The 15,000-nt window shown below is 66.8% G+C and carries 14 protein-coding genes; 6 read left to right on the top strand and 8 right to left on the bottom strand.

Annotated features, from left to right (window positions below):
• Window positions 1-278 precede the first annotated feature (278 nt).
• Window positions 279-1,568 carry an HNH endonuclease signature motif containing protein gene (locus AC5ZH6_RS21220; protein WP_288337193.1) on the bottom strand — a complete coding sequence of 430 codons (1,290 nt, stop codon included), beginning with the start codon at window positions 1,566-1,568 and terminating at the stop codon, window positions 279-281.
• Between the two features lie 369 nt (window positions 1,569-1,937).
• On the opposite strand from AC5ZH6_RS21220, the gene AC5ZH6_RS21215 reads away from it, so the two are divergent.
• The 6 genes from AC5ZH6_RS21215 (at window position 1,938) to AC5ZH6_RS21190 (ending at window position 8,138) form a co-directional block, all read left to right on the top strand.
• On the top strand, window positions 1,938-2,516 hold the full coding sequence (locus tag AC5ZH6_RS21215) for a phosphatase PAP2 family protein (protein ID WP_288337192.1): 579 nt from the start codon (window positions 1,938-1,940) through the stop codon (window positions 2,514-2,516).
• A gap of 46 nt (window positions 2,517-2,562) precedes the next feature.
• The gene (locus AC5ZH6_RS21210) at window positions 2,563-5,082 is read left to right on the top strand and encodes an outer membrane protein assembly factor BamB family protein (RefSeq protein ID WP_288337191.1); all 2,520 of its coding nucleotides are present in this window, start codon (window positions 2,563-2,565) and stop codon (window positions 5,080-5,082) included.
• 3 nt (window positions 5,083-5,085) lie between these two features.
• Window positions 5,086-6,216 carry an FAD-dependent monooxygenase gene (locus AC5ZH6_RS21205; protein WP_288337190.1) on the top strand — a complete coding sequence of 377 codons (1,131 nt, stop codon included), beginning with the start codon at window positions 5,086-5,088 and terminating at the stop codon, window positions 6,214-6,216.
• Between the two features lie 81 nt (window positions 6,217-6,297).
• Entirely contained in the window at window positions 6,298-6,552 is a 255-nt protein-coding gene (locus tag AC5ZH6_RS21200; RefSeq protein ID WP_288337189.1) for a hypothetical protein, read from the top strand.
• Window positions 6,553-6,642: 90 nt separating this feature from the next.
• A complete protein-coding gene (locus tag AC5ZH6_RS21195) occupies window positions 6,643-6,990 on the top strand; it encodes a hypothetical protein (RefSeq protein WP_288337188.1) in 348 nt (115 codons plus the stop codon).
• A 74-nt stretch (window positions 6,991-7,064) separates the two neighbouring features.
• Complete coding sequence (locus tag AC5ZH6_RS21190) at window positions 7,065-8,138, top strand: phosphotransferase family protein (RefSeq protein WP_288337187.1); 1,074 nt, start codon at window positions 7,065-7,067, stop codon at window positions 8,136-8,138.
• 25 nt (window positions 8,139-8,163) lie between these two features.
• On the opposite strand, the gene AC5ZH6_RS21185 is transcribed toward AC5ZH6_RS21190, so the two are convergent.
• From AC5ZH6_RS21185 to AC5ZH6_RS21155, 7 genes are all read right to left on the bottom strand, one after another.
• Window positions 8,164-8,841 carry a TetR/AcrR family transcriptional regulator gene (locus tag AC5ZH6_RS21185; protein ID WP_288337186.1) on the bottom strand — a complete coding sequence of 226 codons (678 nt, stop codon included), beginning with the start codon at window positions 8,839-8,841 and terminating at the stop codon, window positions 8,164-8,166.
• A gap of 68 nt (window positions 8,842-8,909) precedes the next feature.
• A complete protein-coding gene (locus AC5ZH6_RS21180; RefSeq protein WP_288337185.1) occupies window positions 8,910-10,055 on the bottom strand; it encodes an acyl-CoA dehydrogenase family protein in 1,146 nt (381 codons plus the stop codon).
• A gap of 11 nt (window positions 10,056-10,066) precedes the next feature.
• Complete coding sequence (locus AC5ZH6_RS21175) at window positions 10,067-11,275, bottom strand: acyl-CoA dehydrogenase family protein (protein WP_276114361.1); 1,209 nt, start codon at window positions 11,273-11,275, stop codon at window positions 10,067-10,069.
• The gene (locus tag AC5ZH6_RS21170; RefSeq protein WP_288337184.1) at window positions 11,272-12,987 is read right to left on the bottom strand and encodes a class I adenylate-forming enzyme family protein; all 1,716 of its coding nucleotides are present in this window, start codon (window positions 12,985-12,987) and stop codon (window positions 11,272-11,274) included. Before AC5ZH6_RS21170 ends, AC5ZH6_RS21175 begins: the two co-directional genes overlap by 4 nt.
• Before the next feature lie 29 nt (window positions 12,988-13,016).
• Window positions 13,017-13,766, bottom strand: a complete 750-nt coding sequence (locus AC5ZH6_RS21165; protein WP_288337183.1) for an SDR family NAD(P)-dependent oxidoreductase — start codon at window positions 13,764-13,766, stop codon at window positions 13,017-13,019.
• Between the two features lie 62 nt (window positions 13,767-13,828).
• On the bottom strand, window positions 13,829-14,623 hold the full coding sequence (locus tag AC5ZH6_RS21160) for an enoyl-CoA hydratase-related protein (RefSeq protein ID WP_288337182.1): 795 nt from the start codon (window positions 14,621-14,623) through the stop codon (window positions 13,829-13,831).
• Window positions 14,624-14,751: 128 nt separating this feature from the next.
• Window positions 14,752-15,000 carry a DUF2530 domain-containing protein gene (locus AC5ZH6_RS21155; protein WP_006368207.1) on the bottom strand — a complete coding sequence of 83 codons (249 nt, stop codon included), beginning with the start codon at window positions 14,998-15,000 and terminating at the stop codon, window positions 14,752-14,754.

Here is a 15,000-nt window from a genome sequence, read left to right as displayed (position 1 = left end):
GCACGCGGCTCGCACCTCGACCAGCGGGGAGGACCGGTCCCTCCTGGATTGCCGTTCCACCCCGCGCGGGAATGCTTCAGTCCTTCCCGCCCGGTGGTCGAGGTGCACGGCGCCCCAGGCGCCGGGCCTCGAGACCCCTTGTGCCGACGGGTATCCGGGCCACGGGGCACTCGAATACCTCGACCACCGGGATGGGGGTTTCACTATGGAGTTGTCAAACAACAGATGCGGTCCCGGCCAGGCCGGGTGCAGGGAATCAGATTGTGGGGCAGGGTAGGTCAGGCTGCGGTGTCGTCGAGTCGCATGGTGCGTCGGTGATACGACGGTATCGGTCGTCGTTGCGGGTCGATGCTGGCGGGCGGGACCAGCCACGGGTGCCGGTCGAATCCCATGATGATGTCCCAGCCGTGATTGTGGACGTCGTCGTGGCAACCGGTGCAGAGGAGGCAGCCGTTGTCGAGGTCGGTGGGACCGCCGTCGGCCCAATGCGCGAGGTGGTGTCCTTGGCATCGTCCGGCGTGTGCACCGCATTTGATGCACCCGCGATCACGCACCAGTAAGGCTTTGCGTTGGCCGGGGGTGAAGAAGCGTTTCGCTTCACCAACACTCAGCGGTACACCGTTCGGATCGAGCATGATCTTGGTGATGGTGGTGTCGCACGACAGCATTCGGGCGGTGGCTTCGGTGATGGCGCCCATGTTCTGCAAATCCCCGCCGACCGCCGGGTTGTCCGCCGACCAGGTCCACAACAGGCCGTTGGTCGGTTTGGCTGAGAAGGTGGTGTCCGCTAGTCCTTGTGCCGCTAACTCCACGATCGTTTCGAATGCGGCGGCACAGATCTGTTCGGGTGTCCGCGGATCGGGTGACCCATCCGGCTGAGGCTTGGGCGCCGACAAGGTTTCCATCAGGGTGCGGGTTTTCTCGCCGGCGACGATGTCGAGGTTCGCCGAGATCTCCAGCCGTCCGTCGTCGGTGATGCGGTCGGTGTAGGAGTTGATGTTCTTGTCCTCTGAGGCCGGTAACCCGCCCGGAGTCTCTGCCGCCAGCTCGTTGCCGAGTTGCCGCGCGTAGGTGTTGATCTCGGCGGGAGTGAAGCCGGAGAAGTAGTGCGACAGCAGTTTCCGCAGAAACTCACAGCGTTCGACGGTGTCCAAAGGTTCGGGGCAACGCGTGTCGATGTGCGCCAACCCACGCACGATGGCATCGGTGTGTTCGGACGAGATGGACCCATCCGCAGCGTGCGCCAACAACAGATCGATGTCGGTGGTGGCGGCGACCCGCACATACCGTGAAGCGACGGCGGGTGCGAAACCCATGCTGATCAACAGTTCTCGCAGTCGGGTGGTCTTGTGGTCGGCGACGCCCAGTCGGTCCAGTTCACCGGTGAGGGTGGTGGCATGGTGATCAACCAGATTACGAAGAAGCAAGACTTGTTTCATCGCACCGAAGGCCTGGGGTCCGGTCATGTCCGGATTCCATTGAAGGTCGCTGAGTTGGGTGACGACGTCGGCGAAGACTGCTTCGGCGTCAACATCTTTGACGTCAAGAGTTGCAGTGGATTCGATCATGGGCCCCTCCCCGGTGGCTGATCGGTGTGATGGGTTCAGTCTACAGGAAAGTGTGTTCGATGCAAGTGGTATTTCGATCAATTCTGCTTGTGGACAACGTGTTTCGGCGCTTAATTTTTGTCGGTGGGACGTGGTAAGCGGTGCAAATTCGCTGCGTGAGTATCCGATGTGGTTGGGGAGCTTGTTATCTCGCCGGGTCTCGAGGCCCGGCGCCGTGGGCGCCGTGCACCTCGACCATCGGGGAAAGGTTCTCGACCATCGGGAGTGATACGTACGCGGCTCCAATGTGCGGGCGCGGCTGGTGCAGCGGGGGCGTCTACAAGTTCGGCTCGCGTTGGTCATGTGACAGCCGATCAGTAGGGTGGCGTCATGACGGCCACGCTTGCCTTCGACCGGCTTCGGATCGACGACGATGTCACCAGCTGGATGGTCGAGGGACGGTCGCAGCCGTGGATCGGGTTGGCGCACGTCGTCACCTTCTTCGGGAACTCGCTGACGATGACGATCATCTGCACGGTGGTCGTTGTCTGGCTGATGATTCGGCGCCACGTGGACGAGGCGGTGCTGCTGGCCGTCGGGTCATTGGTGGGCGCGGCGGTGATGGTGACGTTCAAACACGTTGTCGCGCGGACTCGTCCGCCGGTCACCGACCGGCTGTTGCACATCGAGAGTTACTCGTTTCCGAGTGGACACGCAATGATGTCGATGGTTGTCTACTGTCTGCTCGCCGTCGTCGCCTACCGGCTCAGCGCGTGGGTCCGGGGCCATCGGTGGGTGTTGCTCGCCGCGCCTGCGCTGTCGTTCGCAATCGGCGTGACCCGGGTGTACCTCGGCGTGCACTGGACCACCGATGTGCTCGCCGGATGGGCGTGCGGCGCCGTGTGGGTACTGCTGTGCGTATGGGCGTCGACGCGGGTCACGGCGCGCAGAAATGGTCCGATCGGATGACAGTCGACGCTGCAACGCCGAGGTCCAACTCGGCTTAACTGAAACGATGTCCGACTCGGATGAACTCGCCGGTGACAACGCCTCGGACGCGACGGAGTTCATCGCGCGTCCTGCGCCGCCCACGACGCTGGGCCCTCAGTCTCCACCACCACCCCCACCACCACCCCCGCCCACCACCGGGCCGCAGGCGGCGTATCAGCCGACCATGGCGCGACCGATGCCGCCGTCGGGCGCCGGATACTTCGGCCCGCCGGGCCCGCCTTCCGGGATGCCGCCCGGATATCCGAGCGGAGGATTCCCGATCCAGCCGCCCGGCCCGACGCCACCTCGCCGACGCCGTGCGCTGCCGTGGATTCTGACCGCCGTCGCGCTGGTCTGCGTCGCCGGGCTGGTCGCCGGCGGACTCGTCTGGTGGACCAGCCGCCACGACGACTCGAGCCACGCCGCCCCGCTCGACGGGCAACTCACCGGCACGTTCCCAACCGCGCCGACGGCGAAGTGGCAGGTCGGTGCCTCGCAACTCGGTGGCGAGCAGTTCGTCTCGCCCGACCCCAACAAGGCCCAGTACCTCTCGCTCGGCGCGGTCCACGACGAGCACACGTTGGTGACCTTCGTCAGCAGCCAGTCCTCGTCCGGCCGCACGCTGGCCGGCATCGACACCGAGACCGGTAAGCACTGGACTTCATCGCGAACCGTGCAGGGCTGCTCGGACACGATCGTCAACGGTCGGATCGCTTGCTATGACACCTCGACCATCACCTTCTTCGACACCTCGACCGGCTCCGTCGTCGCCACCGCCGACAACCCCTCGCCCGGGGCCTACGAGATCGCACTCAACACCGACGGCGCGTACCTCCGATCGTTCACCGACGATGGGCTGTCCATCATGAAGGTGGACAACAGTGTGCACGCGGTGTGGAGCAAGTCCTACCCGCTCACCGACGGCGGTCCCGGCGGGGATGCGTCCAGCTTCACCGCCACGCAGTCGCTGGTGGCCAGCGGTCAGACCTCGGTGCTCGTCGTCTCGGCCGCCGACGGCCGTGAACTGCTCAACCGTGCCGGATACGCCACCACCGAGCCGCTGGCCGATGGTTCCATCGCCGTCATCTCGGCCTCGGGTTCGGGTTCGGGTTCGGGTTCGGCGGGAGCGTTCACCCCGGGTCCGGTCGTCGTCGTACGACCCGACGGCACCACCGTCGAGATCCCCGGCACGTCGGTGTCGGTGCCCACGGTGGCCTCGCAGAGTCAGCGAGGTCACCTTCTCGTCGATGGCAAGTGGACCTCGGTGGCCGACAAGTCCAGCACCTGGACGACCGCGGTCGGCGGACCCGACTCCCCGTCCACCACCGCTGTCCTCGCCGACGATCGCGAGGTGGTCATCGCTCAGGGTGGAAATCTCACCGTCGCCGACACCGCGACCGGGCAGACCCGCTGGACGCAACCAGCCGCAACATCCTATGCGTCAACGGGTTTCCCGGTCACCGACGGACAGCGGTTGATCGCCGCCGACGCCACGGGTGGGATCATGGCGCTGTCCTTGGCCGACGGCAGCAACGCCTGGTCGGTGCCGGTGTCCACCCTCGGTGGTGCCTCAACGGACTCCTCACCGGCCGTGCAAACCTTCGCCGTCGGATCGACTCTGGTGACCTTGACGGGCACGACGATCACCGGCTTCGCACCCACCGGCGGCCCGGCGGGTCCGCCGGGCATCGCGCCGGCCCAGACGCGGACAGCCGCCGAGGGCACCGTCACCCATTGTGCGACGGCGCCGACGTTCACGCCGCAGCAGTTCCGCACGACCCCGGCCGGGCTGGTCGCGACGATGAAGGTCGTGGCCACGTGCGCCGCTGGAGACGTCATGTCGGGCACCGGAACCCGCATCTCGATCGCGGACTCGGGATCGCTCGTTGCCTCCGGGCGGTTCGACTTCTCCCGGGCGCCCGCCGCCATCCCGCCGAGCGACGTCGGTGAGGGCATCACCATGGAACTGACCTACCCGCCGGGCTCTTTCTATCGGACACCCGACACCCTCGGCCAGGCCAACGGTACGGTCGCGGGCACGTTCACCGTCGACTGCGACCCCGGCCCCCAAACCACCACCTCGTTGCCGAAACCGGAAGGCGGTTCGGCCGCGCCACCCCAGGTCTCCACGGGTCCGGCGCTGCCGCCGGGCGTCGACCTCGGTTCGACCACCGGTGATGCGCTTCGTAGACAGGCGAATTCGGATCGCACCTTCATCCTCTCCACTCTCAACAACCGGTGGGTGGCGCAGCTGAGCTCCAAACGGCCCGGCCTGTTCGCCGACGGCAAGACCTGGGACAACCAGGCCATCCTCGACGAGTTCCTGGCACTGCGATTGCGGTTCAACGATGTTCGGCTGCTGTACTCCGACGAATGGAGCGTCTTCAGTCAGCCCGGCTGGTGGGTGACGGTGGCCGCGGCGACCTTCCCCGGACCGGACCAGGCCAACGCATGGTGTGCGGCACAGGGATTCGACGGCGAACACTGCTTCGCCAAACTCGTGTCGACCACGGCGCCGCCGGACGGGTCCACGCGCTACCGTTGAGCGATGCGGGTCATCGTGGTGGGTGCGGGCATCGGAGGTCTCGCGATCGCGGTGGGACTTCGGCAGGCCGGCGTCGACGTTCAACTCCTGGAGCGTGCCGACCGGGTGCGTGCGCACGGTTCCGGATTGTCGTTGTTCGGCAACGGGTTCCGGGCGCTCGACGCGCTCGGGATCGGAGACCAGGTTCGCGCTGCCGCCGGTCCGGCGGTGGTGGTCCATCGATCCGGAACACGCAGGCCTGACGGCTCCTGGTTGACGCGGATGGCGTCGACCCATGATGTGCGGGTGATCGACCGCGCCGACCTGTATCGCATCCTGCTGGCCGCGGTCCCGGCCGGATCGATACGCACGGGCGCGCGGGTCGTCGAGGTCGGTGACACCTCGGTGGTCCTCGACACCGGCGAGCGCCGCAGTGCCGATGTGATCGTCGGCGCCGATGGCCTGCGGAGCGCGGTGCGCACCAACGCGTTCGACGACCCGGGAGTCCGCGACTGCGGGTACGGCGCATGGCGGGCCGTGACCACCGGGTCCGTAGCGCTCGACGATGCCGGAGAGACTGTCGGCCTCGGTGCGCGGTTCGGGATCGCCCCGCTCGCCGACGGCCGCGTGTACTGGTTCGCGTGCGTGTCGACGCCCCCCGGGTCGAACCCGGCAGGCGACGCAGGCATGGAGGAGGTACGTCGCGGCTTCGGTCACTGGCACCCGCCGATCGAGGAGATCCTCGACGCCACCGACCCGGCGTCGGTGTCATATCTGCCGATCGAGGAGCTGGCCGCGCCTCTGGCCTCGTTCGTGTCGGGCCGGCGAGTGTTGATCGGGGATGCCGCGCACGCGATGACTCCCAACCTGGGCCAGGGCGCGAACCTGGCGATCGAGGACGCGGCCACCCTCGCCACCCTGCTCGTCGCCGCGAAGCACGGCGACGAGTTGCCGGCCGTCCTCGCCCGCTACGACGCCCTGCGCCGACGGCGCACACAACGCATCGCGCGCCAGGCCAAGGCACTGGGGGTGGTGATGCAGGCGAGCCATCCGGTCACCGCGACACTGCGTGACCTGGCCATGCGGTCGGTTCCGGCCCGTGTGGTGGACTCCCGGCTCCGCGCGGTCACCAGCTGGTCCCCGCCGACACCGTGACGCCCTTGACGTAACGCAGGTCACTTGTCTAGATTCATATTTCATATTTGATGTTGCGTGTGAGCCGTTCGGGGGGTCGGTGTGAGTGGTCTCGTGGTGGCGGGAATCGTGGTCGGGGCGGTTCTCGCCACCACCCTTCTCGGTGCGATCGCGCTCATCGTCGGTTACGGTCTCGCCACCCGACCCGACCGATTCGCGGTGCGGGAGGTGGCGCTCGGCGACGTCGACCGCTACATCGCGACGCGGGCGGCCTTCGCCATCCGCCTCGAATACACGACGCCGTTGTCGCGGCGTGAGGTGTGGGAACGGCTCGCCCATGCCCACTATCTGAGCTAGCTCCCGTTTCTTCGGGGGCCGATCTGGATCCACGCCGGTGCGTCTGAGGGGAACGCACCGGCGGGTCCGGTGGTCGGCGATGGGCGGACGATGTCGGGAACCTTCCTCTCGGTGGCCCAACGCGCCACGGAGGTGATCGACGGCGAGCGGATCACCATGACCGGCATCGGCGTCTCGGTTCCGTTGGCCATCAAGGACTTCGCGGAGCGATTCACCATCTCGGACGGCCCACGACCGCGCACACTGACCGTTCGCTGGGAGATCGCCGGATCGCCGCGATGGGTGGCCTTCTTGCCGTGGCGGTGGGGCGTACCGCTGGTCCGCCCGGTGCTCGCGTTCGTACTGCGGCACATCCTGCGGCTCAAGCCGTTTCGACGTCCGCGCGACACCGGGGGCCCGGACGGGCGCCACACCGACGGCGCCTCGGTCCCGAGCTGATCGAACCGCCCTCATCCGACGGGTTGTGATGGTTACCCTCGACCGAGACGGGAACGACGAGGAGGGCCGAACAAGTGGGACTGCAGGTTGCGGGTGCGGGTGAGGTGCGTGCCGAGGACAGCTTCGACGTCGGCAAGGTTGCGCAATGGCTGCGGGGGCACGCGCAGGACACGACCGGGCTCGACGCCGAGCCGCAGGTCCGCCAGTTCTCCGGCGGTGCCAGCAATCTCACCTACCTACTGTCGTATCCGGGCCGGGACCTCATCCTGCGTCGCGCGCCGTCGGGCACCAAGGCCAAGGGTGCCCACGACATGGGCCGCGAGTACCGGATCCAGTCGCGGCTCGCGCCGGTCTTGCCCTATATCGCCCCGATGGTGGCCCATTGCGACGACCCCGACCTGATCGGCGCCGAGTTCTACGTCATGGGCCGCCTGGAGGGGATCATCGCCGGCCGGGACTGGCCGTCGGACGTGTCGCTGCCGCCGGAGTCGGCACGACGGTTGTGCCACAACTTCATCGACGTACTGGCCGAGCTGCATTCGGTCGATCCGGGCGCTGCCGGACTCACCGATCTCGGCAAGGGATTCGGGTATGTGCAGCGTCAGGTCGATGGGTGGTCGGCACGATTCCGCAACGCCCGCACGCCCGACGTTCCCGACTACGAGTCGACGATGGCGTGGCTCGCGGAGAATCAGCCCGACGACGTCGCGAACTGCGTGATCCACAACGACTTCAAGCTCGACAACGTCGTGCTGTCGACCGACGACCCGACCCGGGTCATCGGCATCCTGGACTGGGAGATGGCCACCCTCGGGGACCCGCTGATGGACGTCGCGGGGTCGATGGCTTACTGGGTGCAGGCCGACGACGACGAACAGGTCAAGGCGATGCGTCGGGTGCCGACGACGATGCCGGGGATGATCACGCGCGCCGAGTTCGTCGAACGCTACTGCGCGGCAATGGGGTTCGAGATGACACCGAAGCGCTGGCGGTGGTATGAGGTGTTCGGGTTGTTCCGCTTCGCGGCGATCGCCCAGCAGATCTACTACCGCTACTACCACGGCCAGACCACCAACGAGGTGTTCGCCCTGATCGGTCAGTCCGTGGGAATGGTCGAGAAGCGACTCGATGCCCTGATCGGCGGCTGACGGCGAGATCGGAGCCTCACCGAGGTCACAGTCCGGCCAGGTACCGATCGAGATGGTCGTGGGTCACCAACGCGCGCAATGTGATCCGCAGCTGGGTGGTGACGTATCCGTCGAGGTCGAAGGCGGGTGCGAAATGCCAGTGCTTGAGCGCCCACCCGTGCGCGAGCATCATCAGGTCGAACACGACGAGATCGGCGTCGACGTCGTCATACACCAACCCGGCGGCGATCGCGGCGGTGATGGCCCCGCGCATCGGCGCGGAGGTCTGCACCTCGAGCTGTTTGATGCGCTCGCGTCCGTCGGCGTCGAGGGTGCGGCTCTCGCGGTAGGTCAGGACCACCGCGTCGCGGTTGGCGTCGACGATCGCGACGTACTCCCGGAAGCCGGCCATCAACTGTTCGACCGGGTCGTCGCCGGCGAGTTCCATCGCGGGGGCGAGCTGATCGCGGAACTTCTCGAGGATGTCGACGATGGCCGCGAGGAGGATCTCCTCCTTGCCGCCGAAGTACTTGTAGAACAGGCCGACGCTGACACCGGCCTCCTCGGCGAGCGCCTGCATCGACATCTGGTGGAATCCGGTGCGCTCCATCACCGCCACCGCGGCATCGAGCAGCTGCCGGCGACGCGAGGACACCCGCACCGCGCGGACCGCCTCCTCCACCGCGGTGTCGGTCGCCGACCGTGCCGCCGCTGTCTTGGCCACCGCAACCCTCCTCGTTCACAGGTGGTGAACTGGAATTCACCACCACGCCGTCACCGTAGGGTAGTCGATCAGATGCCGAGGTCCTTGGCGATGATCGTCTTCATGATCTCGGTGGTGCCGCCGTAGATCGACTGGATGCGCGCGTCGAGGAAGGCCTGCGAGACCGAGTATTCGCGCATGTAGCCGTACCCGCCGTGCAGTTGCAGGCACCGGTTGGCCGTGCGGAACTGCAACTCGGTGGCCCACCACTTGAGCTTGGCCGCGCGGGCCGCCGTCAGCTCACCGGCGACATGTTCGGCAAGGCAGTCGTCGAGATAGGTGCGTGCGATGTCGAGTTCGGTGGCGATCTCGGCGAGCACGAACTGCGTGTTCTGGAAGGAGCTGATCGGCGAGCCGAACGCGGTGCGGTCGGTGACGTAGTCCATCGTCCGCGCGAAGGTCCCCTCCGCGGCGGCGACCGCGCCGACGGCGAGCGAGAGCCGCTCCTGCGGCAGGTTGTGCACCAGCTGGTAGAAGCCTGCGCCGTCGGCACCCAGGCGGTTACGCACCGGAACCCGCATGTCGACGAACGAGAGTTCGCTGGTGTCCTGCGCATGCAGGCCGATCTTGTCGAGCTTGCGGCCCCGCTGGAAACCTTCGGTGTCGGCCTCGACCACCAGTAGGGTGAGTCCCTTGTGCTTCTCGGGCCCGGTGCGCACCGCGACGACGAACAGATCACCGTTGCGCCCGTTGGAGATGAAGGTCTTGGACCCGTTGACGACGTAGTGGTCGCCGTCGCGGACCGCGGTGGTGCGGATGCCGGTGAGGTCGCTGCCCGCACCGGGTTCGGTCATCGCGATGCCCAGGACGGTCTCCCCGGAGACGACGCCGGGCAGCCAGCGCGCCTTCTGCTCGTCGTCGGCCATCTCGGTCAGGTACGGCAGCACGACGTCGTTCTGCAGGGAGAAGGCGATGGCCTCGGCCGCCGCGCCGGTCCGGGCGGTCTCCTCGATGACGATGGCGTGATAGCGGAAGTCGTCGACGCCGGGGCCGCCGAAGTCGTCGGGCACGCTGAAGCCGAGTAGTCCGTTCTTGCCCGCCTCGGTGAACAGGGTGCGATCCCAGAGCCCGGCACGCTCCCAGTCGTCGTGGTGTGGGGTGATCTGCTCGGCGACGAACTTGGTGACGGTCTCGCGGAATTGCCTGTGTTCGATGTCGTGGGTCAGTGCGCTCATGTCGATTCCTCTCAGCGGAAGGCGTTCTGGCCGGTGAAGGCCTGACCGAGGACCAGCTGATGCATCTCGGGGGTGCCCTCGTAGGTCAGCACCGACTCCAGGTTCACCATGTGCCGGATGATCGGGTACTCCAGTGAGATCCCGTTGCCGCCCAGAATGGTTCGCGCGGTGCGGCAGATCTTGATGGCCTCGCGCGTGTTGTTGAGCTTGCCGAAGCTGACCTGGTCGGGACGCAGACCCACCGAGTCCTTCAGCCGGCCCAGGTGCTGCGCGAGCAGTTGGCCCTTCTGCAGTTCCAGGGCCATGTCGGCGATCTTGGCCTGGGTCAGTTGGAAGCCCGCGATGGGTTTGCCGAATTGCGTTCGCTGCGTGGCATAGTCGACGGCCGCCTGCCACGCGGTCCGGGCCGCGCCGATCGACCCCCAGATGATGCCGTACCGCGCTTCGGTGAGGCTCGACAACGGAGCCTTGATGCCCTGACCCTTGTGCAGATCGTCGTTGCCGGGCATCAGCGCCTCGGCCGGCAGACGCACGTTGTCCAGGACGATCTCGCCGGTCGTCGACGCCCGTAGTGACAGTTTGTGTTTGATCTCCGGGGTGGACACCCCGGCGGTGTCGGTGGGCACGATGAAGCCGCGAACGCCCTCCTCGGTCCGGGCCCACACGACCGCCACATCGGCGATGGGGGAGTTGGTGATCCACATCTTGCGGCCGTCGAGAATCCAGTCGTCACCGTCGCGTCGGGCCCTGGTCTTCATCGACGCCGGGTCCGAGCCGGCGTCGGGTTCGGTCAGCCCGAAGCAGCCGACGGTGGTGCCCTCGGCCATCGACGGCAGCCACCGATTCTTCTGCTCCTCGCTGCCGTTGTTGTAGATGGAGAACATCGCCAGCGAGCCCTGCACCGATACCATCGACCGGATGCCGGAGTCGCAGGCCTCCAATTCGAGGCTGGCCAGGCCGTAGTGCACCGATGATGCTCCGCCGCAACCGTATCCGTCGAGGTGCATGCCGAGCACGCCGAGCTGACCGAACTGCTTGAACAGATCCCGCGCGATCGGGATCGAGCCCGCCTCGAACCAGTCGGCGATATGCGGGGTGACGTGCTCGGCGAGGAACCCGCGTACCGAATCACGCACGGCCAGTTCGTCGTCGGAGTAGCCGAGGTCGAGATTCAGTGGGTCGATCGCGGAGAACTTCGGGGTGGAGGTGGTGGCGCTCACGGGGTCGCTCCTTGTTCTTGGGCCTGGGGTTGTCGGATGTGGGGTGTGGGTTCGGGGGTGGCGAATTCTCCTGCGGCCATCTCCGATGCCGCCGACGTGGTGGCCTTGTAGTGCAACTTCTTCCCGGTCGCCGAGACCGGGAGTGCGTCGATGATCCGGTAGGCGCGGGGCCGTTTGAACTGCGAGAGCATCGGGTGGGTACGGCAGTAGGCGTCGAGTTCGTCGGCGGTCGGGTGGGCGCCCTCGGCGGGGACGACGTAGGCGACGACGAGTTGGCCCCAACGATCGTCGGGGACTCCGACGACGAGCGAATCGGCAACGGCCGGATGCCCGTTGAGCGCCTCCTCGACCTGCACCGGGTGCACGTTCTCGCCGCCGGAGATCAGCATGTCGTCCTTACGGCCGACGATCGTGACGAACTCGTCGGCATCCCAGGTCGCCAGATCGCCGATGTGCAGCCAGCTGCCGTTGTACTTGGCCTTCTCCTGCTGTGGGGAATCGAAGTAGGCGGCAGCGCATTTGGGCGAGCGGATGATCACCTCACCGACCTCGACGCCGTCGCGGGCGACCACCTCGTCGGGGCTCGCGAGTCGGCCGTCGTCGTGGACCCGGACCACGCGCACGTCGTCGTCGATGCACGCGCGGCCGGCCGTACCGGCGTGGGCGGGCAGATCGGTGGGACGCAGGAAGGTGTTCCAGAATCCCTCGGTGCTGCCGTATCCGTTGAACACGCGCGGCGTCAGGATCTCCTGATACCGCAGGGCCGCTTCGCGTTCCAGCGGTGCTCCCATGGTGACGATCCCGCGCAGGCTCGACAGGTCACGCGGGCGGGCCTGCTGCGCGGTGGCCAGCATCGCGAGGTTCGTCGGAGCGCCGATGAGGAAGGTCAGGCGGTACCGTTCCACCCAGTCGAGGGTCGTCTCGGCGTCGAATGCGCGCATCGGTACCAGCGACGATCCCAGATAGAACGTCGGGTTGGGGCCGGCGCAATAGAGTCCGCCGCGATGGAACCACGGTGACATGTTGAGCGTGCGGTCCTCCGGCGACAGCGGGAAGTGCATGATCACGTCATGTGCGGAGAAGATCTCGATCGCGCTGTTCATCGGCACCGCCTTGGGCATGCCGGTGGTTCCCGAGGTGTAGAGCCGGGTGGTCTCGTCGAAGACGGTGCGAGTGACCCGTGGTGGCGCCGACTCGCGCGGGAGGTCGTCGAAGCGCAGTGACGTCGGGCCGTCGACGAGTGCGCCGGTACCCACGCCGATCAGGATTTCCGGCGTATGGTCTGCCAGGGCGATCGCCTCGGTGACCATCGGCGTCAGGTCGGTGTCATAGACATACACCTTCGGGGTGCTGACGTCGAGGATGACCGCGGTCTCGCCGGCGGCGAGCCGGAAGTTGACCGGCGAGCCGACGGCGCCTGCCGCTTGAGTGGCGAGGTAGAGCTGGGCGAACTCCGGGCCGTTGAACAGTTGGTAGGCAACCACATCCCCGTCGGCGACGCCGCGGTGCGCCAGCCCGGCGGCCAGTGCGTCGACGGCCGCCCCGAGTTGTGCGTAGGTCCATTGCGAGTCGGTGACGGGGTCGATCATCGCGACCGCGCCGGCATATCGGGAGACGTTGCGGCGGAAGCCGTTCAGATAGGTGAATTCGTTCTCGAAGAACGAACGGTACTGATGTGCGTCGTAGACGCGGGGCGCGGTGCTGGTGCTCATGTCAGATCTTTCGGTGCTCGGTGAATTCCTCAGCCGGCCATGGTCAATCCGCCGCTGACGCTGATCACCTGACCGGTGATGAACGACGCTGCGGGGGAGGCGAAGAACAGCACGGGTGCGGCGACCTCGTCGGGGCGCGCGAGCCTGCGGAACGGAATCGCCTTGATCAGTGCGGCTTTGAGTTTCTCGTCCTGTGCCTGGAACAGTGGGGTGTCGGTGGGTCCGGGGCAGACCGCGTTGACGGTGATCCGATGTCGGGCCATCTCGCGGGCGAGTGACTTGCTGAGCGCGATGACGCCGCCCTTGGCGCCGGCGTAGATGGATTCACCGGAACTGCCGACGCGCCCGGCGTCGGACGCGAGATTGATCACGCGCCCGCCCGCCCAGTCGTCCGACGCCGACGCCTCGACCATGCCAGGGAGGAAGGCGCTGGCCATGTGCACCGGTCCGAGATAGTTGATGGCCACCACCTTCTCGGCGAATTCCGTTGTGGCATTGAGGAATTGATCGGTGCGGTCCCACCCTGCGGCATTGACGAGGATGTCCGGGACGCCGACCTCGGCGTTGACTGCCTCACGGAGAGCGTCGACCTGCGCGCGATCGGAGACGTCGACACTCATCGGCACGATGGCGGGGTTCTGCGCGGCGGTCTGTTTGGCGGCGTCGAGATTGAGGTCGGCGGCGACGACGGTCGTGCCCTGTTCGGCGAAGGCCAGTGCGATGGCCTTGCCGATACCCGAGGCGGCGCCGGTGACGACCGCGATGTTGGTGCTGCTCATGAGGTGTGGGTCCTTCGTGGGGAGTCGAGTGCGGGGATGTCGGGGCGAGGTCTGTGGTGAGCTCAGATGGCGGCGAACTTGTTGAATTGCGGCATGCGCTTCTCGGCGAATGCCGCGGCACCCTCGGCGCCTTCTTCGGTGTGGTGGGTGAACAGATCGAGGGCGCTCATCGCCATGTTCGACAGTCCCGCCTGATGATCGGTGTCGGCGTTGAAGCTCTGCTTGAGGACCCGGATCGCGGTGGGTGACTTCTCGGCGATCTCGCCGGCGATCTTCTTGGCCTCGTCGAGGAGGTCGGCGGCCGGGACGACCCAGTTGACCAGTCCCCAGCGTTCGGCGGTCTGCGCGTCGTACTGGCGGCACAGGTACCAGATCTCGCGGGCGCGCTTCTCCCCGACGACCCGGGCGAGGAAGGCCGAGCCGAAGCCGGCGTCGAAGGACCCGACCTTGGGGCCGGACTGGCCGAAGCGGGCGGTGTCGGCGGCGATGGTGAGGTCGCACAGCACGTGCAGCACATGGCCGCCGCCGATGGCGAGGCCGTTGACGGCGGCGATGACCGGCTTGGGGATGTCACGAATCGTCTTGTGCAGGTTGCCGATCTCGAACATCCCGCTCTCCGACGGACCGTAGTCGCCGGTCTCGGCGCGCTGCTTGACGTCACCACCGGTGCAGAACGCCTTGTCGCCCGCGCCGGTGAGGATGACGGCCTGCACGGAGGAATCCGCCCAGGCGCGGCGGAAGGCGTTGATCATCTCTTCCACGGTCTTGGCGCGAAAGGCGTTGTAGCGCTTGGGTCGGTTCATCGTGATGATCGCGGCCGGCCCCTCGACGGTGTACTCGATGTCCTCGTAGCTCATGTCGGTTGCTCCTCGTCGAATCGTCGGTGGTGATCGGGTGATCACGTCTTCATGGTGAATGAACGTACATTCACCGAGACGGACGTGTCAAGGGTCACATCGAAAAGAGATCGGGAGGGGTCTTGCGGTCAGTCGAGTCCCCGCTGTGCGGTCTTCTCGCCGCGTCGCGATGCCCTGCGCTGGATCAGGAAGACCAGCGTCCCCAGCACGCCCACGCCGAGGCCGGTGAGGCAGACCGCGAGCGTTCGCCCCCCACCCCATCCGGACACGCCGACGACGATCGTGGCGATCAGCCACGCCAGCATCCCGACGATGATCACCGGCTCGGGCGCGCGCAGGGCACGGGGCAGTTCGGGCACGGTTGCTGCGTCGGACAT

Source organism: Gordonia sp. YC-XJ4 (assembly GCF_059511865.1).
This window is presented reverse-complemented; position numbering and strand designations above follow the sequence as displayed.

Coding starts and splice junctions, on each gene's coding strand:
- AC5ZH6_RS21220 (WP_288337193.1), bottom strand. CDS start 1,568: ATGATCGAATCCACTGCAACTCTTGACGTCAAAGATGTTGACGCCGAA.
- AC5ZH6_RS21215 (WP_288337192.1), top strand. CDS start 1,938: ATGACGGCCACGCTTGCCTTCGACCGGCTTCGGATCGACGACGATGTC.
- AC5ZH6_RS21210 (WP_288337191.1), top strand. CDS start 2,563: ATGTCCGACTCGGATGAACTCGCCGGTGACAACGCCTCGGACGCGACG.
- AC5ZH6_RS21205 (WP_288337190.1), top strand. CDS start 5,086: ATGCGGGTCATCGTGGTGGGTGCGGGCATCGGAGGTCTCGCGATCGCG.
- AC5ZH6_RS21195 (WP_288337188.1), top strand. CDS start 6,643: ATGTCGGGAACCTTCCTCTCGGTGGCCCAACGCGCCACGGAGGTGATC.
- AC5ZH6_RS21180 (WP_288337185.1), bottom strand. CDS start 10,055: ATGAGCGCACTGACCCACGACATCGAACACAGGCAATTCCGCGAGACC.
- AC5ZH6_RS21170 (WP_288337184.1), bottom strand. CDS start 12,987: ATGAGCACCAGCACCGCGCCCCGCGTCTACGACGCACATCAGTACCGT.
- AC5ZH6_RS21165 (WP_288337183.1), bottom strand. CDS start 13,766: ATGAGCAGCACCAACATCGCGGTCGTCACCGGCGCCGCCTCGGGTATC.
- AC5ZH6_RS21160 (WP_288337182.1), bottom strand. CDS start 14,623: ATGAGCTACGAGGACATCGAGTACACCGTCGAGGGGCCGGCCGCGATC.
- AC5ZH6_RS21155 (WP_006368207.1), bottom strand. CDS start 15,000: ATGTCCGACGCAGCAACCGTGCCCGAACTGCCCCGTGCCCTGCGCGCG.